Raw genomic sequence first — 20,274 nt, forward strand, 5'->3', positions numbered from 1 at the left:
TACGTCAGCGCCCCAGTGGGGGCGACAGCGACTTTTTTGTGTCAGCGCCCCAGTGGGGGCGACGGCGACACAACGTCAGCTCCCGAATGCGGGAGACGGCGACTGACGATCAGAGTATCGGACAACTCGCCCGTTTGGAGGCGAATTTCATTCGTCAGGCCATGCCCTCGCCGCCGTCGTCCGCCGACCGAAGCGCGTCGGACTGCCAGATCAAGCCGTCCACCTGCCTCGCGACGTCGGCCCGCACGGCGTCCACCATGTGCTGATAGCGAGCGGCCATGGCGGTGGTCGACCACCCCATGAGGCCCATGACGGCGCGCTCGGGGACTCCGAGGATGAGCAGGACCGTGGCGGCCGTGTGGCGCGCGTCGTGCAGGCGGCCGTCACGAACGTTCGCCTCTACCAGTAGCGCCTTCCACTCGGCCCAGTCCTTCCGATGGGAAGAGATGCGGCCGTACTCGTCGGGGAACACCCACCCCCCTTCCTGCCAGCGCGTACCGGCCGCCTCTCGTTCCGCGTCCTGCGCCTTGCGGTGGGCGCGGAGCAGGTCAACGAGCTGTTCCGGGAGACCAACCGCGCGGCGGCCGGCACGCGATTTGGTGGTGGACGTCTCCGGGTTGCTACGTCGCCTCTGCGGGCAGTACCCGGCCTTGTGTCCGCAGGGTTCCGTGCACCCGTGCGCGTACTGCGGGCGGTGGCGACTGCGGCGGACCATCAGGAACCCACCGTCAAGGTCTACGTCCTCCCACTTCAGGCCCAGCACTTCCCCCTGCCTCAGTCCGAGGGCAAGGGCTACGGCCCAGCGTGCGGAGTTGCGGTGCCGGTCGGCAGCCTTCAGCAGGCGCTGCACCTCGGCTACGGTGTAGGGCTCCACCTCGTACTCCCCCACCTTCGGGGCCTTGGCCAACTGAACTGGGTTCTTGCCGAGGTGGCCACGGCGCACGGCCTCATTGAGCGCGGCGCGGAAAGTGCGGTGTGCCTGGTGGGCGGTCGCAGGCTTGCTGCCGTTGGCCTGCATCTTCGCGTAGAACGCTTCGATGTGCTCGGGCTTGAGCCTGTCGAGGCGGTGGGCACCCAAGCCGGGGATGAGGTGCTTCCGCACGGCGACGCCGTACCCGACCATCGTGTTGTCGTTAACTGTGAGGGGCGCGACGTTCTCAATCCAGTGCGTCAACCACGCCTTGACCGTCCAGGGCTTGCCCGGCTTGCGCACGGTCTTTGCGTCGCGCTGCCGCTCCAACTCCCGTACGGCTTCAGTGACCGCCGCACGGGTCTTGCGCTCGACATGACGGCGGTCCGGCTTGCCGTCGTCCCGTATGCCGACGGTGACCCGGCCGTGCCACTTGCCGTCTTTGCCGAAGTAGATGGAACTCCGACCGTTCGGCTGTCGAGTGCGCTTCTTTTCCTCTGCCACAGGCAGACTCCTGTTCATGGTGCCGGGATGGAGACCGGGGCGGCGGGCTGTCCTGTCCGGGAGTGCCGCCGCCCCGGGCGTCGTCAAGCGGCTCGTCGGGCCGCGCGTCGCCGGGCGAGGTACGCGGCCGGCGCGTCGGCAGGGACGCGGCGGAGCCGGCCGATGTCGATGGACTCCAGCTCTCCGGTGCGGATGAGCGCGAAGCAGGTGGTCCGGCCGATGCGGAGTCGGCGGGCAGCCTCTTCGACCGTGAGGAGAACCAGCGTCGTGTCGTCGTCAGCGGGGGAAGTGACGGTGCCGTGTTCGTCCAAGGCTCACTCCTGTTCGACTCAGTTCGTGGGTGATGCCGGGGTGCTCGGGGGTGGGACCGATGTTGGGAGTCCGCGTCTGTCCGAGGTGCTGATTTCTGCGTCACCTGCGTCATCTGCGTCATTCGCGCCTCTGACCTGCTGATTCCGGGTGACGCAGGACCCTGGGTCTCCGTCACCGGTGACGGAGACTTCGTCACTCGGGTGACGCAGGTGACGCGGGGTGACGCAGGAATCGGCCGTCTGCGTCACCGCTGTTTCGCCAGGTCACGCGCCGTTTACGGGGTGTGGGTGACGCAGGTGACGCAGCGTCTCTCTACTTAGGACAAAGAGGGGTGCTGTCTGTTGTGGTGCGCGGCTCAGAGAGTGAAGAAGGAGCCGCTTCGCGGCGCACCATGCAGGGCGGCGTCCGCCGCCGAACAGCAAGAGGAGCACGGGCGGCCGGGTGCTCCTCTTGCTTGTGTGAGCGGTCCCGGTGCCACGCGGTTAGAAAGCCGTTTCCTGCTCTGGCGGGGCGGCACGGCTGCCGATCGCACGGAGCTGAGCGGGGGTCATGCCTCCATCACGGATCGGCGAAGACCGCGGTGGGCTCCCAATCGCAGGGGCAGGTGGCCCGCGACGGACTGGCTACCGGGTATCGCTTGGTGGGTTGTCACCAGCAGTTGGGCCGGTCCTAGCTGTCGTACTGGTGGGCGATTGGGCTTGTCCTGGTTGGGTCGGTTGTGTGGGCACGGTGCCCTGCGGCGGCTCTCGCGAGCCGGTGGGCTGGTAGGAGTTCCGGGTCTTCCACGCGAGCCACAGCCCCAAAACGGTGGCGAGGCCTGCCGCAATGAGGGCCAACTCCTCGATCATCTTTTTGAACCAGCCGTAGGCGTCGGCAACCCAAGAGGTAGCGCCTTCCTCCTTTCGAGCTTCCTTGACCTCTGCATCGGCGGTGATCGGCGGCTTCTCGTAGAGGACCGTTGTCGTGTTCTCGTAGTAGGAAGTCACGGTGAGGGCGAAGTACACGGTCCCGGCCTCCTTGGGAGTCACCTCCCAAACCCAAGCTGGTCCGTCCTTAAATCGGGGGTCATCTGTCACGGACTGGCGCTTGGAAGAAATGGGCGTGCAGGTAGCAACGCCCGAACAGTGGAGGCTGACAGTGACCTGGCCACCCACGGTCACCTTCTCGCTCTGTACGTCCTCCTTCTTCACAACCCAGGTGCCTAGAACCGCAGCTCGAAAATACGACGGCTTGCCGACTGTCAGCCTGAGCGAAGACGGCTTGGTGTAGTCGAGGCGGCCAGTGAAGAGTTGCTTGCGAGCACGGTCTAGCTGCGCTTCGAAGTGGTCGCCGCCGCTACATGTCGCCCCCCTGTCGCAACCCTCCCGCTTCTCAACACTCGGTCGCGAATCGACCCATAACAACAGTGTCGCGGAAACTAACGCGGAAAGGAGGGCTGCGATGGTTGTCTTACGGACCCGACGGAGAGCAAGCGGCGATGCCATCCAGTCCCGGATTCGTCGCTTCGCTGTGTCATGTATCGGCCCTGCCGGAGTAGCTAGGTCCCCATCATCCTCGTTCGGTCGAAACACGCAGGCCCCCTCCCTGTGTTTGCGCTGGCGCCCACGCTGAAGAGGTTGGGTGCCGAACGAGGGGACAACATTACTGGCATGGCGCGTAGTGTGGAATTTGATGTTGATAGGGCGGTGAGATCACGTCCCTCGTCTGAGTGCCGAGGGGCGTGGTCTAGGCACGAGCGGTCGTGGTCCGCGCGGTCAGAAAGCCGCTTCCTGCTCGGGCGGGGACGATGCGGCGCACGGCCGCGAGATTTCGATGTAGCGCGACGTCTTGGTGCGTCCCCAGTCGATCAGGACGCCCCGGGCCGCGAGCGTGGGCTGAAGCCGCTTGAGACGGTCTGAGAGCACCTTGCCGGTAGTCGGCCACCCTTTAGGCAGGGGACGGCACTCCTCGCCCGCGTAGAGGCCCGTGAGGCAGTGCAGCCATTCGGCGGACGTCATCCGCTGCTCGGTTCCCGGGTCGATGCCGCCGGCGTGCTTCAGCACGGTCTGTGCCAGCAAGTCGCCCTCAATGACGTCGTCGTTGAGGTCGTCCAGACTGGCCCGATAGGCGGCGAGCGCTCCCAGACCGGTGGCCGCGTCGAGCTGCGCGCACAGGTGCGCGAAGTCGGCCATCCGCAGATCGGTCGGGATGTCCGCCTCAGCCGCGCGCACCTGCACCGTGAGGTCGAGGAGAGAGCCAAGGATGACGGGCAAAACCTCTGCGAAGTCGGACCACAGTTCCGCCTCGGTGCGCCGGACGCGGGGGCGTTCCAGCCGCAGGGGCAACAGCCGCTCCGCGAGGTCGGGCCGGATCACGCCCACGTCGATGCCGGTCAGGAGCAGGGGACGGCGGTAGCCGACGCGGAAGACGTCCCCGTCGGTGAACAGTGCGCGCTTGACGTTCTCCGCCCCGGTCACGATGCAGCACATCGCGTCGGACAGCTCCGGGGTCATGTGGGAGAGATTGTCCAGAGCGGTGACCCAACCGGCCGCCACCGCCGTGATCAGGTTCTCCTCATCCTTCGGCGCCCGTCGCAGGTCCCCGGTCATGCCCTCGATGATCCGCACGAGCATCCGCCCACCGGTGGACTTGCCCGCGCCCTGCGGTCCGGTGAGGAACGGGGCCGGGACGGGCACGGTCGGACCCAGGCAACCGATGAGCCACGCGATGGCCAGGCACTCGGTCTCCGCGTTGGCGAAGTTGCACAGTCGCATCAGCAGGTCGATGCCCTTGCCGTCGGTGTCCTTCGCCGGCAGGGGCAGTTCCCCTGTGAGCTGGGTACGCCGCCAGGAGACTTCCTGCGGGTCCGGGGTGCGAATGTCCCATCCGGTGGGGTGGATGCGTACGGACTGCCCGTCGCTTCGGCCCAGGTCCAGCCACGTGGCCCCGTCATAGCCGGGGGCGACGCGGATGTGCACGGGCTGGACGTCCTCGGTCAGCGCCAATGCTTCGATCAGGTCGAGCGCCTCTTTCATGGCGGTGCCGTTGAACACGCCCACTCCGTCGCGGAAGAGACCGACCATGAGTTCCTGCCGGTGGCTGCCGGTGGTGCCTTGGGAGCGGATCGGGCGGGCCACGGGGTGGCCGTTCCTCTGCGCGTACACGGTGCCGTCAGCGGTGCGGAAGTACCGGAAGTGGGCTTGGGCGTAGTCGGTGATGATCTCGCGTGCCGGGTTCTTGTCGTCGTCGGCCATGGTCACAGTCCCAACGTGGTGCGGGCGTTGGTCCACGCGTCCATGCAGTGCCGGACGGTCTCGCCCTTGGTCTGCGCGGCGGTGAACAGGCGGTTGACGTGGGTGTCGGTGAGGCAGCCGCACCGGCCGTGCCTGGACAGCACCGCGAGGAACGTCCGGTACACGGTCGCGTGCACCGCACTGCGCGCCTCGGTGATGCGCTGTTCGGCCATCGCGATGCCACGATCCAGGTAGACAGGCGTGCGGTGCGGGCACTCCCCGACTCCCGGCCCTGCGGGCACGGTAACGGCGTGCGGCGCCGGTCGGGCCGGGGAAGGCTTCTTCGCCGCAAGCGCACGCACGGCGTCCGGCAGGTTGACCATGTGGCCGGTGCCGGGCCCGAGATAGCGGGCGTAGGACATGGACGACTTGATGTCGACACCGGGACGCACGGCGTTGTGGGAGGTCATGGCGCCCCGGTAGATCCAGTGCTCGCCCCGCGTCGTCTGCACGGTCCGGGTGGCGGGCAGGGAACCGCGGGCCCATTCGATGGCTTCCGCGTCGTCCAGGTCGACCACGGTTAGCCCGGCCCCACCGGGGTGGTAGGCGACCGCCACCGCCTCACGCCACACCCGGCCCCATGCGGGCGAGGTGAGGACGTGCGGGTCGGTGGTGGCGGCGGCCCACGCGTGGCACGGCGCCGGGCACAGGCACGGTCCCGGCGTCTTCATGTTCGGCCGGCCGCCGCACCGGGGCGGGGCGCCCGCGCAGCTGCGGCAGTTGCCGAACGGGACCTTGCCCGCCCGCAGAGGGAGGACCGGGACACCGGCCGCCGCGAGGGCGAGGGCGGTGCGCAGGTGGCTCCCCTCCGGGTGATTCCCTCCGGCGGGGCGCCGGGCCTTGCAGTCAGGTGTCATGCTGTAGGTCTCCTGTTCTGCTACGTCGGGATTGGAGACCGTGGACGGCGGGCTGTCCTTGTCCGGGAGTGCCGCCGCCCACGGGCAAGCTAGCCGTTGAAAGTGCTGCGCTTGATCACGGCCTTGCGGATGTTGACCGTGCTCCCGTTCCGCCCGCCGCCCATGGCGCGCACGGGCATGCGCCAGGCGAGGACGGCGAGGGCAATCCACATCGCGGCGCCGGAGGTGAGCCCGGCGGCGGCGTTGATGACCTCGCCCACGCCCCAGCCGACGCCGGCCGCGAGGCCACCCCCGCCGAGCCCGGCGCCGATGAAGCGCTGTGCGATGGGGTCAAGCAGGGGCAGCGGGGTGAGGTCGCGCGGCTCCGGCATGGGCATCGGGGGCGGGGCGAGGTGCTTAGGCATGGGGACCATGCGGCCGTAGGCGTCCGGCACCCAGACCACCGGGCCGCGTTCGGCGGCGAGTTCGACCGCCGCCGCGTCGGGCGCGTGCAGCTCCAGCGATGCCGGGTCGTACGTCGCACGGGTCGGCGCGTCCGGCCGCAGGAAGGGGACGTGTTCGTTCATGGCGGGCCTCCTATCAGTTGCCGAGGGAGTTGGCCGCGTCGGCGAACGCCTTGACCAAGTCGCGGATGGGCTCCTGCGCGCCGGTTCCGGCGGCGAAGAACCCGAAGAGGAACAGCACGATGGCGGCGCCGGCGCCGGCGGACTTGGTCTTGACGGCGAGGGCGGAGGCGGCGCCGAACAGCAGCACGGCGGAGATGTCGAAGATCATCGGAATCCTTCCGGGCGGGGGGTATCGGTGCCGGCGCTGTAGATGCGCGCCCAGCGGTTGTAGAGCCAGCGACCGACGCGTATGCGCTTGCCGGTGGCCTTGCAGCGGCGGCAGTCCTTGCCGCGCTTGAGGCGTCCCTTGCGGTCGGTCTTGAGCGCGTGGCCCATGCCGTGGCACTTGCGGCAGTCGCCGAACGGCGAGGCCGCACAGAGCGCGCCGTAACCGAGCGTGATGGCGAGTAGGCAGGCGATAGCAAGAACGATGGGGGTCATGAAGGGCCCTCCGGGGCGGGTTTCGAGGCTTTCCGCAGGTGGACCGCTATCCGCTAGCGGCCTGATCAGGATGGGTTCGGGGCGCTAGCGGGGCCGCTAACGTTAGCGGGGTGTGCCGCTAGCGCTAGCGGCCCCGGAGTATCAGCCCGCGTCCCGGTTTCCATCACGCTCTGCAATCGTCGAGACGATGTGCGAGCGGTCGATGCCGCGCCGGTTGACGACCTTGCCGTTGAGGCGGCGGCCCACCTGGATGGTGGTGATGCCGTGCGGCTTCAGGGCGGCGGACAGGGACTCGGGGTCCCAGCCGTCGTAGACCTCCGGCCGCAGTTCGGCGAGACGGGCGACGACGGTTTCGGACCACACCTTGGGCTCATCGGCCGGGACGACGGCGAGGATGTCCCGCAGTAGGTCATACGCCGCGCTCTCGTCCGGCTGCGGCTCTTCCCCGAGCGCGTACCCGGACAGGGTGCCGGCCAGTTCGCGGGCCTTGCGGGCGCGGGCGCCGATGGCTTCGGCGGCCGGGGCGTCCACGTACACGGAACCGACGATGCGGGCGTCAGCGCCCTCGCCGACGAAGTAGTGAATGCCCTTGTCGGCCCAACTGAACATCGTGGCGCGCACACCCCGCTTGTAGGCGGACGTGCCGAGCACCATGTCGTTCTCCAACTGGCCCATGACCTTCAGGCAGAACCGGGCCGACGCGTTCGCGCTGATGCCCGTGGGCAGTGCCTTCGCGTCCGGGCGCTGCGTGGCGAGAAGGAGCACGATCCCGGTCGCCGGACCGCGTTTGACCAGGTCAGTGCAAATCTCTTCGAGTTCCTTGCCGTACTTGTCGTGCTCGAACCAGACCTGACACTCATCCACCCCGACCACGATCGGGTGCAGTCCGAGCGACTTCTTGTTCGCCAGTTCCGACGTCACCTTGGACTCGGGGCAGACGTCCCGGGGAAGCGAGCGGATCATCTTCGCGCGGCGCCGCAGTTCCTCACGCAGCGCGCGCAGGTCCCGCACCGCGTACTCGATGTCCTCCTCTTCGTCCCCGGCGCGGTGCCGGTAGCTCACGGCGTTGCCGACCGGGTCAAGGTCGCCGGTGCCCTTGAGGTCGTAGGTGTGCAGCTCCGCACGCGGGTCCAAGGCCGCGATCAGCAACAGCAGACGCAGAAGGAAGGTCTTGCCCATGCGCGGGATCGCGCCGATGACGGCCGCGATGTACATGAGCGTGATCTCCACCCAGCGTCCGCGCTGGTCGGTGCCGAACGCGACCGGCTTGAACAGGTCCACCGAACCCGACTTGAGCAGGGGCCATGCGGGCTTCTTGGCCTTGGACAGGTCCTGATCGCCGACCCACAGCACGAGATGCCCGGTGTGCTCGTTGGGCACGGCCTCCGGCCACACGCAGCCCAGCGGGCGGCGCAAGCCGGACGCGAGCCGTTCGCGCCGCTCGATGATGTCGGTCACCGTCACGCCGAAGGGCAAGTTGCCCTTCGCACGCCAGCCGGGGCCGTCGCGGGTGATGGGGGCGGTGAACTCGAACCCGTCCCGTCCCTTGCTCTGCGCCTGGTTGATCGCGGGGATACCGAGCGAGCCGAGTGCACGCAGCACGATGTCCGACGTGAGCTTGGTCGACGTGGGCAGTTCCACCGCCCGGTGGATGACCGGGTCATCCGCCTTGCGGCCGGCGTGGCCGAGCGCGAGCACGACCGCGCTCACCGACAGGGCTTGAAGCCATCCGGGGGCGAGGACGTAGATGGCGAACGCGGCGCCCAGTCCGATGAACATCGCGAGCACGGTGACCAGGACCCGCAGCCGGACGCGGCCGTCACGCTGCCGCGAGAGCTTCAGGTACTCGGCCGCGTCCTCGCGCCGTACGGCGGCGAGGCGGACCGGTTCGCCCTCGCGGTCGGCCGCCCACCGCATCGTGCCGCCCACGAACTTCGCGGCGCCCGCAGGGGCTTGCAGGGTGAGGCGGAGGGTGTAGACCGGGGAGCGCAGCGCGTGATAGCCGATCGAATGGGTGTAGTGGCGGGCGACCCATGCGGCGGCGGTGCGCAGTTCGGCGGTCGACCGCAGCCAAACCGGGATCACATCCCGGCGCTTCGCTGCGGCCAGTCGACCCAGGTAGCCCGGACCGGTCGCGGTCGGGGCGGGCCGGGCGACCATGACGGCGGTGGTCGGGTCGTCCGATGCCGGGTCGGTCGGGGTCGACTCACGGGCGGCACGGGCCTTGTCGAGGTCGACCACATCGGCCCCGGAGTCGGCCGTCATTTCAGCTTCCAGCCGGTTGAACAGTTCGTTGTCGTCGTCGGGGTGCTTCACTGAGGGTCCTTCCGCTTTCGGGTGTGGAGGACGGGCCCGGTCGACGCTGTAGGAGGTGGGCGGCCGAGCCCGTGAGAAGAGACTCAGCCCAGACGGACCGAGAGAGGCCACACAGAGTGTGTGGGTTGTGAGATTCAGGCAGCGCGCTGTTCCTGGTGATAGGCGCAGGTCACGCAGGTTCCGAGCGTGGGCGGGATGACGTATCCGGCATCCGTACCGCACTCGGGACAACGGCGGCGGGCGCGCATCATCGCTGCGTGCGCACGCCACCGGCCCGGGGTCATCGGGCGTACTGGGCGGGCGAGGTCGACCCGGTACAGGTACGCGGTCAGCGGTTCCCGACGGCGACGCGGGCGCAGGATTTGCGCCGCGATGTCCTGACCGCCCGGCCGTAGTCCCCGACTGCGGAGTTGGCGGCGGGTCGCGTAGCCGTCCGGGGCGCATCGCCACGGGTAGGTGGGGATGCCGAAGCGCTCCCCGGTCGGGTCGAAGCAGTCGGGAAGGGTCAGCCGCTTCACGCGGCCTTACCGCCGCTCTCGCTGCGTTCGGCAAGGATGGTGTCCCGCAGCATCCGCGCATTCGCCGGCGAGGTGCGGACCGTACGGCGGATGCCCTCCGCCGTGATCCGGTCGGCGGGCCAGTCGGCCGTAGCAGTACGAGCCTCAGCGAGCAACTGTTCGGCCGTGCGCTTCGGCCGGGGCGACCGCGCCACCTCCGGAACCCGGCCGGTCGCCCGACGGGATCGGGGGGAGTCGGCCGCCACCACCCGACGCCCGGTCGGCGCAGGATCGACCTTGACCGGGTCGACCCCCGGGGCGATCGCGGGCATCGGCTTGAGCGGGAGAGTCGGCTTTACGAAGTCGACCGCCACCGGATCGGACACCGAAAACCGGGTGAGCACGACCGACGACGCCGGGGTCGATTCCCGCAGGTCAGCCGTAGACCGATTCCTCACGGTCTCGGTAGATTCCTCCGCATTCGCGACCGGGGCGGGCACGGGGCCGGTGCCGCCGAACATCGACGCGAGCGCGGCATCCGCACCATCGGTGATCCGGTCGCGCTGGACATCCAGCAGCCTCGATCCGAGCGCCGCGTCCCCGACCCCAACCTTGCGGGCCAGACGCCATGACATGCGCTCCGACCACCACTTGATCCGATTGCTCGGGTGGTGTGCGGCGCGGGCACGGTGGTAGGCGAGGGCCTGCACGATGTCGGCAGTACGCCGCTCGTTCTCCGCGTCGCGGCCGTCGGTGTGGACGACGATCCGGCGGGCGAGGAACGCCATGCCCTCCGCCGAGACGGACATGCCCATCGGGGTCAGCGCGTAGATCACGGTCCTCCCCGGGTCCGGCGCGGCCATGGCGCCCATGACAGCGGCGGCGGCCGGCAGCGCCCACAACCCGATCCGTACGACGCGCGGCGAGGACTGCCCCAGCATGGTCAGCCCCAACAGAACCAGAGCGAGGACGGCCGTGGCGCCCTCGCCAGCACCGAGAGCACCGAGCGCGGTCCCCGTGCCGTAGGCGTGCCCGATGTTGCTGTAGGTGCCGATGCCGCCGACCACGCCCGTGGCGAGCATGGGCACGAACGCGGCCGTCAGAACACCGGTCTGAATCTTCGACAGGTTCTTGCGGGTGGTCATCACGCCACCTCCTTACGGGTGCCCGGCCGGCCGTAGCGGCGGCCGTGGACGGTGGGCAGCGCGGGCGTCGTCTCGTGCTTCGGGGCGATGCTGGCGCCCCCGCCCTCGCGCTTGGCCCGGTACATGTGCTCATCCGCCTGCCTCAGCAGGGCGGACAGGTCAGCGGTCCCGCGCCAGTAGCGGGCGACGCCGATCGAGACGGAAACGTCGATGTCCCGGCCCTCGAACGACACCGGCCGCTCAAGACTGCCGATCAGCTCCAGAACCTTGGCGTTCAGGTTGCCGGTGACGGTGTCGGCCTCGCCGGCCACGTCGGTGACGGCGGCGAACTCATCCCCGCCCAACCGCCCGGCCACGCCGTGATGTCCTGCCGCCCACGCCCCCAGCCGCAAACCGGTCGCGCGGATCACCGCGTCACCCGCCGCATGGCCGTGCGTGTCGTTGATCTCCTTGAACCAGTTCAGGTCCAGGACGAACACGGCCCGCTGCTGGCCCCGGGACAAGCTCTTTACAGCACGGCCCTCGAACGCGTCCCGCGTCCACAGTCCCGTGAGCGGGTCGCGGCGGGCCGCCTCGATCCGGCGGGTCAGCCGCAGTGCGTGCACCGACCACCCGGCCAGTAACGGCAGACCAGCGGCGGCGGCGAACATCAGTTCAGTCATGCCGCTTCTCCCGTCTGCGGCCGGTGAACACGAGCGGGACGCAGGAACGGCACCGTACGGGTCAGCGCGTCGGCGTACAGGGCGTCCCAGCCGGCGATCTCGTCTCCGGCCTCCGCCTCCGCCCGCAGGTCGGCGAGGATGTCACGGGCCGCGTCCTCACGGGCGGCGCGCTCGGCGTCCGTCTCGGACTCCAGTGGGCCCCGGAACAGGTCGATGTCGATGCCGAGCGCCAGTTCCGCGAACTCGATGTCGCCGTGCGCTTCCTGGCCGGCGACGAAGGTGCGCATACGCATGGTGGGTCTCTCCTTGAACGTCGGGAGGGGCGCGGGGCGGTCGGCTGTCCTGTCCGGGAGTGCGACCGCCCCGCGAAGAACGGGGTCAGACGGTGGCGACGATGAGCGCGGCGACCAGCAGCCACAGGTGGTGGAAGGACTGGTCAAGGGCGTACGCGCCGGTGCCGATGTGCGGGTTGTCGTCGTGGCCGGCGCGCGGGGCGCCGAGCCCGTAGAACTGGCTCTTGCCGAGAACCTTGGCCAGCCACGCGAGGGTGGTGCGGCGGTCCGCCCACCAGTGCGTCACGGCGTCGATGCCGAGCCCGGCGACGATGCCGAGCACCGACAGGTTCAGCCCCAGCAGCGCGGCGGCCGGGACCAGGACAGCGAGTTTGGTGAGGGTCAGGGTGGCGACGTGCCGGGCGCCGGCGAGGCGGCCGACCCATCCGGGGCGCCCCTTCTGCGCGGACTGATGCGAGGTCTGCACCCAGTGGTCACCCACGCTGTGGGCGACGTACAGGGCGATGAAGACAGCGGCGAAAGTGGCAGCGTGCATCGGTGACGGACTCCTGTCCGGGAAGAGTGAACGACGCGGGGCGGGTGCTAGCCGATCTGCACGTAGCCGCTGGTCACCCGGCGGCGGACGTTCAGGTGAGCCGCGCCGGTGATGCGCGCGCAGCCGGACGTGGCGCTCACCGTGAGACGGCCGGTGGCCTGCGGAGTCGCGGCCATCCGGACGTTGCCGGACGTGAGGTTCAGCCTCGCGTTGCTGCCGCTGTAGGCGCCGATGTCGAGGTTGCCGGAAGTGAGGTTGACGTCCAGCGGGCCGGTCACGTCGCCGACGATGACGCTGCCGCTGGTGACCCTGGCGTCCAGGTCGCCGACCCGCTCAGCGGTCAGGCTGCCGGAAGTGCCGTCGTACCCCAGTCGCGCCAGCGTGCCCGTGACGGCGGTGTCGGCGGTATGCGTGCTGATCAGCGCCACGGACCGGGCGGGCAGGTGGATTTCGGCGGTGATCGGTGTGACCGCGTCGCCGGCCGGGCCGGTGGCGGTGACCTCGCGGCCGTTGATGAAGACCTTGCCACCGCTATGGCCGGTGATGTGGACGTTGCCGCCCACGATCTGTACGCCGTTGCCGCCGGAGAACGTCATCGTGCTGCCGCCTATGCGGATGTTGGTGCTGCCGATCATGCCGCCGGTCACGTCCGGGACGCGGACCCGGAGGTTCTGCCCGTTGAGGCTTACGGCGGTGTCGCGGATCGCGTCGACCGACGGGCCCGAAGCGGCGTCGGTCTTCAGCACCACCTGCGCCTGCTTCAGCGCCGGGTCAACGGCGACCCGGATGCTGCCGGCGTTCATCGTCAGATCCAGGGCGATCGGGCCGAATGCGTCCACGGGGATCGTGCGCTCGGTCATGAAGGAACTCCTGACTACGTCGGGATGGAGACCGGGCGGCCGGCTGTCCTTGTCCGGGAGTGCCGCCGCGTCGGGAATGAGGGCCGAAACCGCAAAAAGCGGCAGGCCAAGTGCCCCGGCGAGGGAGTCGAACCCTGCCTACGACCATCGGGGCGGTAATGCGGTGTCTCCTTCGGGAGCGCGCTCCCGTTTCAGGCGTATGGAGACGTGACCTTTCGGTCTAAGCCCTCCGGTTGACCAGGGATCCGGGCCCCTCGGCCCGCTCTGTCCCGGGCCCCTTGGCCCCGCCGAAGCAGAGCCCATTGCTGTGCAGGTCACGCATTTGTGCAGGCCAAAGACGGCCCGTCCCCACCCGAGAGCCTGACCAACTTGGCTAGCCCGGTGGGTACGAGAACAACGTAGCCATCCTGGCTAGTCACGTCAACACCTGACTAGCCTGGCTGTCCTGATCAGGGTGGGAGGACGTAGCATCGGGGCATGAACTTCACGCCCGAACCCCTGGACCCGGACGACGACCGACCGCCGTATGAGCAGGTGGCAAGCAGTCTCGGCGCCGCCATTCGGACGAGGAAGCTAGGTCCCGGCGACAAGCTCCCGTCGCACAAAACCCTGACTGAGCTGTATGGATTCGCTCGCGCCACGATCCAGCGGGCGCTCCGGGACTTGGAGGATGAGGGGCTCGTCGTATCTCGCAAGGGCAGCGGCGTATACGTCCGTAACCGCACGGAACGGCCGGCCGGCCTCCGCCCGTACGTTGAGCAGGCATTCGCCAGCGCGGACGTCTCGATCGACTTCGCCGGGTTCTCCAGCGAGACGCTACACAGCGCTCTTCAGGAGCCCATCGACAAGATCCGCGTCGGCCGGCTGACGCCATCGAACATCAACATCCGCATACTGGTGCCGGACATGTCGGTGCCCCAGGCCGCGCCTGTGCGCCGCGAAGACGGGGCAGATGATCCGCGCCTGCGCCGCCGCATGCACGACATGATGGTCGGCTTCACACGCAGCATCACCAACTCGATCCACGAGCTGAGCGTTCTCGGGCTGGTGGCGGAGACCAAGGTGAGCGTGCGCGTACACAGCGGAACGCAGTTCTTCAAGCTGTATGTGATCAACCAGGAAGATGCGTTCTTCGGCTACTACCCCATCCGGCCGAACAAGGTGGTCACGGAGGGGGAAGCGGTCGAGATCTACGACCTCGTAGGTACCGACGCCACACTGTTCCACTACTCCGTGAACGAGGGCGAGTCGTCGAGTGGAGCCCAACAGGTCGAACAGGCGCGCATGTGGTTCGAAAGCGTCTGGAACACGATCGGAAGGGACTTCAACCCTGATGGCAAGTAACGGCCTGTCCGCGACGATCGCCGCCGCCTCGGCAGTTCTCTTCGACTTCGACGGCCCGATCTGCGACGTGTTCGCCGGTCTACCCGCCCCTGGAGTCGCGAGGGACCTGTCAGAGATCGTGGACCGCTATGACGCGCACCTAGGAGGCAAGGCGCGCGGCACGGATGACCCGATGGAGATCCTGCGCTTGGCGCCGCACGGCGGCGAGTCCGTTATCCGAGACATAGAGGACGCCCTCACCGCAGCCGAAGTCGCGGCCGTCAAGGTGGCGGGCGCCCCCGTCGCCGGGGCCGTTGCCGCCTTGAGCGCTGCTCGCGAGTCGGGCCGCAAAGTCGCGGTGGTCAGCAACAACTCCGCTGGCTGTGTCCGAGAGTTCCTAGCACAGCACGATCTAACGCACCTCGTGCATGAAGTCGTCGGGCGCGCCGCCTACCGGCCGGACCTGATGAAACCGGCGCCGTACTCACTCATGCTCGCGGCTGAACGGCTCAGCATGGCGCCCCAGGACTGCACGCTGATCGGGGACTCGGTGACAGACATCGAAGCCGCTCGTGCCGCCGAAGCGACGTCCATCGGCTTCGCCAACAAGCCACACAAGGGTCTCACTCTGGCTGAGGCAGGGGCCGACGCAGTGGTGACCGACATGACTACTGTGGCCGATGCTCTTGCATCGAGTCCCAGGTAGCAATCCCACCGAGGGCCCCAGTGAGTCGCGGCTGAAGGCTTACACGCCTGGTCAGGGGGATGGGCCCCGTCTCAGTTTCCGTCTCATTCACCGCCGTTCGATGTCGTTCACGGCGGTTCACGCCAAGGACGGGAGTACGGGACTGAACGAGCCTGAACGGCTACGGATCACGCTGTGCCTAGCAGGGACAAACCTGCAAAGCGAGTTACGTGGGTTCGATTCCCGCCACGGCCTCCACACCCACCGCGCGGGCGCCTCCTTCGGCGCCCGCGCGGTTGTTCGCGTCTCGGTCAACTCCCGCACACCCCCTGGACACGCGGAAGCGTGAGGCGCATGCTCGGACCCGGATCACGGAAATCACCACTGAAAAAGCGACAGAGTTCGTCTTTCGGGCGCTTCTGAAATGGGCTTTCACGCGGTCGCCACCGAACGCTTCCGAGTCCTCCGCAACTTGTGAAGATTTTCGGGCAATCGGTTAAGATCGCGCCAACTGCCCTGGCACGCCCGCCGCCTCGCATGGTTCCTCTCCTAAAGTCGAACAGGTGCCTGCAACCACCCCCCGTGGCCGCCAGGCATTTTTGTTTCGACCACGTTTCATGTCCCATATGGGGGAATCTTGCAGTCCGATGCCAGGGGTGCCCGCCTTCCGCTGTCGACGAGTCAGAGCGAGATCTGGCTCGGCCAGCAACTGACACCGGAGAGCACCCGCTTCCGGGTGGGCGAGTATCTGGAAATTCATGGCCCGATCGACCGAACGCTGTTCGAATCCGCACTCCGTCGGACGGTCACCGAAACCGAGCCGTACAACACGCGTTTCGGCGAGGACGGCGGGGTGCCGTGGCAGGTTGTTGAACCGGTCACCGAATGGGAGTTGCCGTTTTTCGATGTCAGCGGCGAGGCGAATCCCCGGGAGGCGGCCGAACGGTGGATGCGGGAGGAGATGACCCGGCCGACCGATCTCACCCGCGCCCCGCTGTTCGCCTTCGCCCTGTTCCAATTGGGGCCGGAGCGGTTCGCCTGGTACCAGGCGCCGCACCACATCGTGACGGACGCCGCCGGGGCGGCCCTCACCGCCCGTCGGGTGGCCGAGCTCTACACGGCCTACGCGGCGGGGGCCGGACACCGGACCGAGGCCGATCAGACCCGGCACGAGGCGGCTCCGACGACCGGCCGCGGCTCTCTGCGGGAGATGCTCGAATGGGATGAGAAATACCGCGCGTCGGAGGATTTCACCAGGGACAGAGAGTATTGGATGGAACGGTTCGGGGATTGCCCCGAACCGGCCCGGCTTTCCGGACGGCCGGGCAAGAACCTGCGTGACTTCCGGCGCGAGACGGCGTATCTGTCGGAGGCGGAAGCGGCCGGACTGCGCGGTGCCGCACGAAAGGCGGGGACCCACTGGTCCGCCCTGATGATCGCGGCGACCGCGGCTTATCTGCACCGGCTGACCGGCAAGCAGGACATCGTCCTCACCCTGCCGGTATCGGCTCGTACCGACGCCGCGACGCGCGCCCACCCCGGCATGTTCGCCAACGTCGCGCCGCTGCGTCTCGACGTCAGCCCGCATATGCGGGTACGGGATCTCATCCGGCAGGCGTCGAAGGAGATGCGGAAAGCGTTGCGGCATCAGCGCTACCGCCGTATCGACATGGTGCGGGATCTGCATCTTCCGGACGGGGGCAACAGTTTCCTGGGCCCCCACGTCAACATCATGTCGTTCGAATACGACTTCGACTTCGCGGGACATCGCGTCACCGCCCACAACATTTCGAACGGGCTGGTCGAGGACCTGTCGATCATGGCCTACGACCGGTCCGACGGCACCGGCATCCGTATCGACCTCAACGCCAACGCCGACCTCTACAGCGACGAGGACCTGGCCGCCCACCGGGCCCGCTTCCTGACGCTGGTGCACGCGTTCGCCGACGCCTCGGACCCCGAGCGCACCGTCGGCGGTATCGAGCTGCTGACCGCCGAGGAGCGGGCGCGGGTGCTGGCCTGGAGCGGTTACGGACGCGAGAACGAGAGCGGGGACGGGGACCGGAGCGAGAGCCGGGGCGAGGCCCCGCGGACGCCCCTGGTCCCGGACATACCTCCCGCCACGCTCCCCGACCTGTTCGCCGCGCAGGCCGCCCGCACCCCCTCGGCGGTGGCGGTGAGCGACGGCGCGACCTCCCTCACCTACACCGAGCTGAACCGCTCCGCGAACCGCCTCGCCCATCTGCTGATAACCCGGGGCGCGGGCCCGGAACGGCTCGTCGCTCTCGCCCTCCCCCGCTCGGCCGACCTGATCGTCGCGGTACTCGCCGTGCTCAAGTCCGGTGCCGCCTACCTTCCGCTGGACCCCGGCTATCCGCGTGAGCGCCTGGAACTGATGCTCCAGCAGGCCGCCCCCGCGGTCGTCGTCACCACCCGCGACCTCGCCGGAACGCTGACCGGGACCGCCTCCGACCAGCTGGCGCTGGACGATCCGGACATCCTCACCGCCCTCGCCGGACAGCCCGCGGACGACCCCACCGACGAGCAGCGCACCGCGCCGCTGTCCCCCGAGCACCCCGCCTACACCATCTTCACCTCCGGCTCCACCGGCACCCCCAAGGGCGTCGTGGTACCGCACCACAACGTGGTCCGGCTCTTCGGCGCCACCAACGGCTGGTTCCACTTCGGCGCCGACGACGTGTGGACCATGTTCCACAGCTACGCCTTCGACTTCTCGGTCTGGGAGATATGGGGCCCGCTGCTGCACGGCGGCCGGCTCGTGGTCGTCCCGCACGCCATCAGCCGCTCCCCCGACGCGTTCCTGCGCCTGCTGGCGGACGAGCGGGTCACCGTGCTCAGCCAGACCCCCTCCGCCTTCCAGCAGCTGATCCACGCGGACCAGGAGGACCCCGGCACCGGCGCGCGGCTCACCGCCCTGCGCGCCGTCGTCTTCGGCGGCGAGGCGCTGGACCTGCGGAGGCTGGCGGACTGGTACGAGCGGCACCCCGACACCGCCCCCGTCCTGGTGAACATGTACGGGATCACCGAGACCACCGTGCACGTCACCTACCGCGCCCTGGACCGCGAGGCCGCCGCGACCCTGCCCGGAAGCGTCGTCGGCACCGGCATCCCCGATCTGCGGGTCCATGTGCTGGACGGGGCGCTGCGCCCGGCCGTGCCGGGGACGACCGGTGAGATGTACGTGTCGGGGCCCGGCCTGGCCCGCGGCTATCTGAACCGTCCGGGCCTGACGGCAGAACGATTCGTCGCCAATCCCTTCGGGGCCCCCGGCGAGCGGATGTACCGCACCGGCGACCTGGCCCGGTGGACCGCCGACGGGGAGCTGGAGTACCTCGGCCGCGCCGACGACCAGGTCAAGATCCGGGGCTTCCGGATCGAGCTGGGCGAGGTCGAGGAGGCGGTGCGGTCGCTGCCCGGAGTGGAACGGGCGGTGGTCGTCGCCCGCGAGACACACCCCGACGACAAGCAGCTCGTCGCCTACGTCGTCCCGGCCAAGACCGAGGCAGAGGCAAAGGGCGAAGCCCAGGCCGACGCCAAGGCCGAGACAAAGGGCGAAGCCCAGGCCAACGCCAAGACCGAGGCAAAGGCAAAGGGCGAAGCCCAGGCCGACGCCAAGGCCGCCCCCAAGGCCGACGCAGAGTGCGAGGCCCAGGGCGCCTCCAAGGCCGTGGCAGAGGCCGACGCCCAGGCCGAGGCCCACGGCACCGCCGGCGCCGAAGCCATGGATCCCGCCGCGGTCCGCCGCTCGGTGGCCCGACGGCTGCCCGACCACATGGTCCCGGCGGCCGTCGTCGTCCTGGACGACCTGCCGCTGACCGAGACCGGCAAGGTCGACCGCCGCGCCCTGCCCGCCCCCGACCTCACCGGCGCGGCGGCCTCGCGCGAGCCGCGCACCGCGCGCGAGCGGGTCCTGTGCGGACTGTTCGCCGAGGTGCTCGGCCTGCCCACCGTCGGCATCGACGACGGCTTCTTCGAACTCGGCGGCCACTCGATGCTCGCGGCCCAGCTCGCCGCCAAGGTCCGCGCCGCGCTCGACGTGCCCATGGAGGTCCGTACCCTCTTCGAGGCGTCGACCGTCGCCCAGCTCGCCGAGCGCCTCGACGAGGACCGGACGGCCGGGGACGGTGCGGTGGAGCACGGCCTGGACCCACTGCTCCCGCTGCGGGCCCAGGGCCGGCTCGCCCCGCTGTTCTGCGTCCACCCCGGCGGCGGCCTCGGCTGGCTCTACACCGGCCTGCTGCGCCATCTCGACCCCGAGCGGCCGGTCTACGCCCTCCAGTCGCACGGGCTCCAGGAGGACGGCATCCTGCCCTCCAGCGTGGACGAGATGGCCGCCGACTACGTGGAGCAGATCCGCGCGGTCCAGCCCGAGGGCCCGTACCACCTGCTCGGCTGGTCCTTCGGCGGTCTGGTGGCGTACGCGATGGCGACGCGGCTGCAGAGCGCGGGCGAGCGGGTCGGGGTGCTGTCGATCCTCGACGCCTACCCCGACAACCAGTGGGAGTTCGGACTGCCCGACTACAGCAAGCGCGAGTGGCTGGGCATGCTCCTGGAGAGCCTGCGGGGCGGCGACATCATCATCCCGTGGGCCGGGGAGACCCAGCCGTCCGGCGAGATCGCCGACGCGCCGGAACGCGACGCCGACGAGCTGGCCGCGGCCCTCGTCCGGGAGTCCGGTCTGCCCGCGCGGCTGCTGGCGGGCGAGGCCACCTTCCCGCTGCTGGACATCATGCGCAGCGACATCGAGCTGACGAAGAAGTTCTCCCCGGACCCGTACACCGGCGATCTGCTGCTGTTCGCGGCGGAGTACGAGACCCCCGGCTTCCCGCGCCCGGCGCACACCCCGGAGTCCTGGCAGCCGTATCTGGACGGCACGGTGCGGGTCCACCAGGTGCCCGCGCAGCACCACCACATGATGCGCCAGGAGCATGTGGCGCTCATCGGCCCGGTCGTGGCGGCGGCGCTCGACGCGGCCGACGCCTGACGGCGCGGTGTGGCCGGGCGGGGATTCCGCCCGGCCACACCACCCCTCCCGG

The 20,274-nt window shown here is 69.2% G+C and carries 18 protein-coding genes; 3 read left to right on the forward strand and 15 right to left on the reverse strand.

The genetic code is table 11. The annotated features are described in order from the left end of the window. Positions 1-154: 154 nt before the first annotated feature. From N6H00_RS15875 to N6H00_RS15945, 15 genes are all read right to left on the reverse strand, one after another. Positions 155-1,414 carry a tyrosine-type recombinase/integrase gene (locus N6H00_RS15875; protein WP_268972350.1) on the reverse strand — a complete coding sequence of 420 codons (1,260 nt, stop codon included), beginning with the start codon at positions 1,412-1,414 and terminating at the stop codon, positions 155-157. An 83-nt stretch (positions 1,415-1,497) separates the two neighbouring features. Continuing rightward, positions 1,498-1,725: a helix-turn-helix domain-containing protein gene (locus tag N6H00_RS15880; protein WP_268972351.1), complete on the reverse strand. Its 228-nt coding sequence runs from the start codon at positions 1,723-1,725 to the stop codon at positions 1,498-1,500. Positions 1,726-2,349: 624 nt separating this feature from the next. Then, positions 2,350-3,297 carry a hypothetical protein gene (locus N6H00_RS15885; protein ID WP_268972352.1) on the reverse strand — a complete coding sequence of 316 codons (948 nt, stop codon included), beginning with the start codon at positions 3,295-3,297 and terminating at the stop codon, positions 2,350-2,352. A 183-nt stretch (positions 3,298-3,480) separates the two neighbouring features. Continuing rightward, positions 3,481-4,959, reverse strand: coding sequence for an ATP-binding protein (locus tag N6H00_RS15890; RefSeq protein ID WP_268976986.1), 1,479 nt, complete (start codon positions 4,957-4,959; stop codon positions 3,481-3,483). 2 nt (positions 4,960-4,961) lie between these two features. Next, positions 4,962-5,855, reverse strand: a complete 894-nt coding sequence (locus N6H00_RS15895) for a bifunctional DNA primase/polymerase (protein WP_268972353.1) — start codon at positions 5,853-5,855, stop codon at positions 4,962-4,964. An 89-nt stretch (positions 5,856-5,944) separates the two neighbouring features. Beyond that, positions 5,945-6,421, reverse strand: a complete 477-nt coding sequence (locus tag N6H00_RS15900) for a hypothetical protein (RefSeq protein ID WP_268972354.1) — start codon at positions 6,419-6,421, stop codon at positions 5,945-5,947. 13 nt (positions 6,422-6,434) lie between these two features. Continuing rightward, positions 6,435-6,629 (reverse strand): hypothetical protein, encoded by a 195-nt coding sequence (locus N6H00_RS15905; RefSeq protein WP_268972355.1) that lies wholly within the window; start codon positions 6,627-6,629, stop codon positions 6,435-6,437. Beyond that, a complete protein-coding gene (locus N6H00_RS15910) occupies positions 6,626-6,901 on the reverse strand; it encodes a hypothetical protein (protein WP_268972356.1) in 276 nt (91 codons plus the stop codon). The genes N6H00_RS15905 and N6H00_RS15910 overlap by 4 nt, the downstream gene beginning before the upstream one ends. 141 nt (positions 6,902-7,042) lie before the next feature. Next, on the reverse strand, positions 7,043-9,217 hold the full coding sequence (locus N6H00_RS15915; RefSeq protein WP_268972357.1) for a cell division protein FtsK: 2,175 nt from the start codon (positions 9,215-9,217) through the stop codon (positions 7,043-7,045). Positions 9,218-9,351: 134 nt separating this feature from the next. Then, positions 9,352-9,735 carry an RRQRL motif-containing zinc-binding protein gene (locus N6H00_RS15920; RefSeq protein ID WP_268972358.1) on the reverse strand — a complete coding sequence of 128 codons (384 nt, stop codon included), beginning with the start codon at positions 9,733-9,735 and terminating at the stop codon, positions 9,352-9,354. Beyond that, a complete protein-coding gene (locus N6H00_RS15925; protein WP_268972359.1) occupies positions 9,732-10,859 on the reverse strand; it encodes a conjugal transfer protein in 1,128 nt (375 codons plus the stop codon). Before N6H00_RS15925 ends, N6H00_RS15920 begins: the two co-directional genes overlap by 4 nt. Beyond that, positions 10,859-11,521, reverse strand: a complete 663-nt coding sequence (locus N6H00_RS15930; RefSeq protein ID WP_268972360.1) for a GGDEF domain-containing protein — start codon at positions 11,519-11,521, stop codon at positions 10,859-10,861. Before N6H00_RS15930 ends, N6H00_RS15925 begins: the two co-directional genes overlap by 1 nt. After that, the gene (locus N6H00_RS15935; RefSeq protein WP_268976987.1) at positions 11,518-11,808 is read right to left on the reverse strand and encodes a hypothetical protein; all 291 of its coding nucleotides are present in this window, start codon (positions 11,806-11,808) and stop codon (positions 11,518-11,520) included. Before N6H00_RS15935 ends, N6H00_RS15930 begins: the two co-directional genes overlap by 4 nt. A 91-nt stretch (positions 11,809-11,899) precedes the next feature. Continuing rightward, positions 11,900-12,349, reverse strand: coding sequence for a DUF3307 domain-containing protein (locus tag N6H00_RS15940; protein WP_268972361.1), 450 nt, complete (start codon positions 12,347-12,349; stop codon positions 11,900-11,902). 47 nt (positions 12,350-12,396) lie between these two features. Then, positions 12,397-13,209 carry a DUF4097 family beta strand repeat-containing protein gene (locus N6H00_RS15945; RefSeq protein ID WP_268972362.1) on the reverse strand — a complete coding sequence of 271 codons (813 nt, stop codon included), beginning with the start codon at positions 13,207-13,209 and terminating at the stop codon, positions 12,397-12,399. Between the two features lie 477 nt (positions 13,210-13,686). On the opposite strand from N6H00_RS15945, the gene N6H00_RS15950 reads away from it, so the two are divergent. From N6H00_RS15950 to N6H00_RS15960, 3 genes are all read left to right on the forward strand, one after another. Then, positions 13,687-14,553 (forward strand): winged helix-turn-helix domain-containing protein, encoded by an 867-nt coding sequence (locus N6H00_RS15950; protein ID WP_268972363.1) that lies wholly within the window; start codon positions 13,687-13,689, stop codon positions 14,551-14,553. Then, positions 14,543-15,238 carry an HAD family hydrolase gene (locus N6H00_RS15955; protein ID WP_268972364.1) on the forward strand — a complete coding sequence of 232 codons (696 nt, stop codon included), beginning with the start codon at positions 14,543-14,545 and terminating at the stop codon, positions 15,236-15,238. Before N6H00_RS15950 ends, N6H00_RS15955 begins: the two co-directional genes overlap by 11 nt. Positions 15,239-15,854: 616 nt before the next feature. Next, entirely contained in the window at positions 15,855-20,222 is a 4,368-nt protein-coding gene (locus N6H00_RS15960) for an amino acid adenylation domain-containing protein (RefSeq protein WP_268972365.1), read from the forward strand. The last annotated feature ends 52 nt before the right edge of the window (positions 20,223-20,274 follow it).

The organism is Streptomyces sp. S465 (genome assembly GCF_026898115.1).
GTDB lineage: Bacteria > Actinomycetota > Actinomycetes > Streptomycetales > Streptomycetaceae > Streptomyces > Streptomyces luomodiensis.

Excerpts from the sequence above, each read along its gene's own strand:
- N6H00_RS15890 (WP_268976986.1), bottom strand. The coding sequence starts at position 4,959 with ATGGCCGACGACGACAAGAACCCGGCACGCGAGATCATCACCGACTAC.
- N6H00_RS15895 (WP_268972353.1), bottom strand. The coding sequence starts at position 5,855 with ATGACACCTGACTGCAAGGCCCGGCGCCCCGCCGGAGGGAATCACCCG.
- N6H00_RS15900 (WP_268972354.1), bottom strand. The coding sequence starts at position 6,421 with ATGAACGAACACGTCCCCTTCCTGCGGCCGGACGCGCCGACCCGTGCG.
- N6H00_RS15905 (WP_268972355.1), bottom strand. The coding sequence starts at position 6,629 with ATGATCTTCGACATCTCCGCCGTGCTGCTGTTCGGCGCCGCCTCCGCC.
- N6H00_RS15910 (WP_268972356.1), bottom strand. The coding sequence starts at position 6,901 with ATGACCCCCATCGTTCTTGCTATCGCCTGCCTACTCGCCATCACGCTC.
- N6H00_RS15925 (WP_268972359.1), bottom strand. The coding sequence starts at position 10,859 with ATGACCACCCGCAAGAACCTGTCGAAGATTCAGACCGGTGTTCTGACG.
- N6H00_RS15930 (WP_268972360.1), bottom strand. The coding sequence starts at position 11,521 with ATGACTGAACTGATGTTCGCCGCCGCCGCTGGTCTGCCGTTACTGGCC.
- N6H00_RS15935 (WP_268976987.1), bottom strand. The coding sequence starts at position 11,808 with ATGCGCACCTTCGTCGCCGGCCAGGAAGCGCACGGCGACATCGAGTTC.
- N6H00_RS15940 (WP_268972361.1), bottom strand. The coding sequence starts at position 12,349 with ATGCACGCTGCCACTTTCGCCGCTGTCTTCATCGCCCTGTACGTCGCC.
- N6H00_RS15945 (WP_268972362.1), bottom strand. The coding sequence starts at position 13,209 with ATGACCGAGCGCACGATCCCCGTGGACGCATTCGGCCCGATCGCCCTG.
- N6H00_RS15950 (WP_268972363.1), top strand. The coding sequence starts at position 13,687 with ATGAACTTCACGCCCGAACCCCTGGACCCGGACGACGACCGACCGCCG.
- N6H00_RS15955 (WP_268972364.1), top strand. The coding sequence starts at position 14,543 with ATGGCAAGTAACGGCCTGTCCGCGACGATCGCCGCCGCCTCGGCAGTT.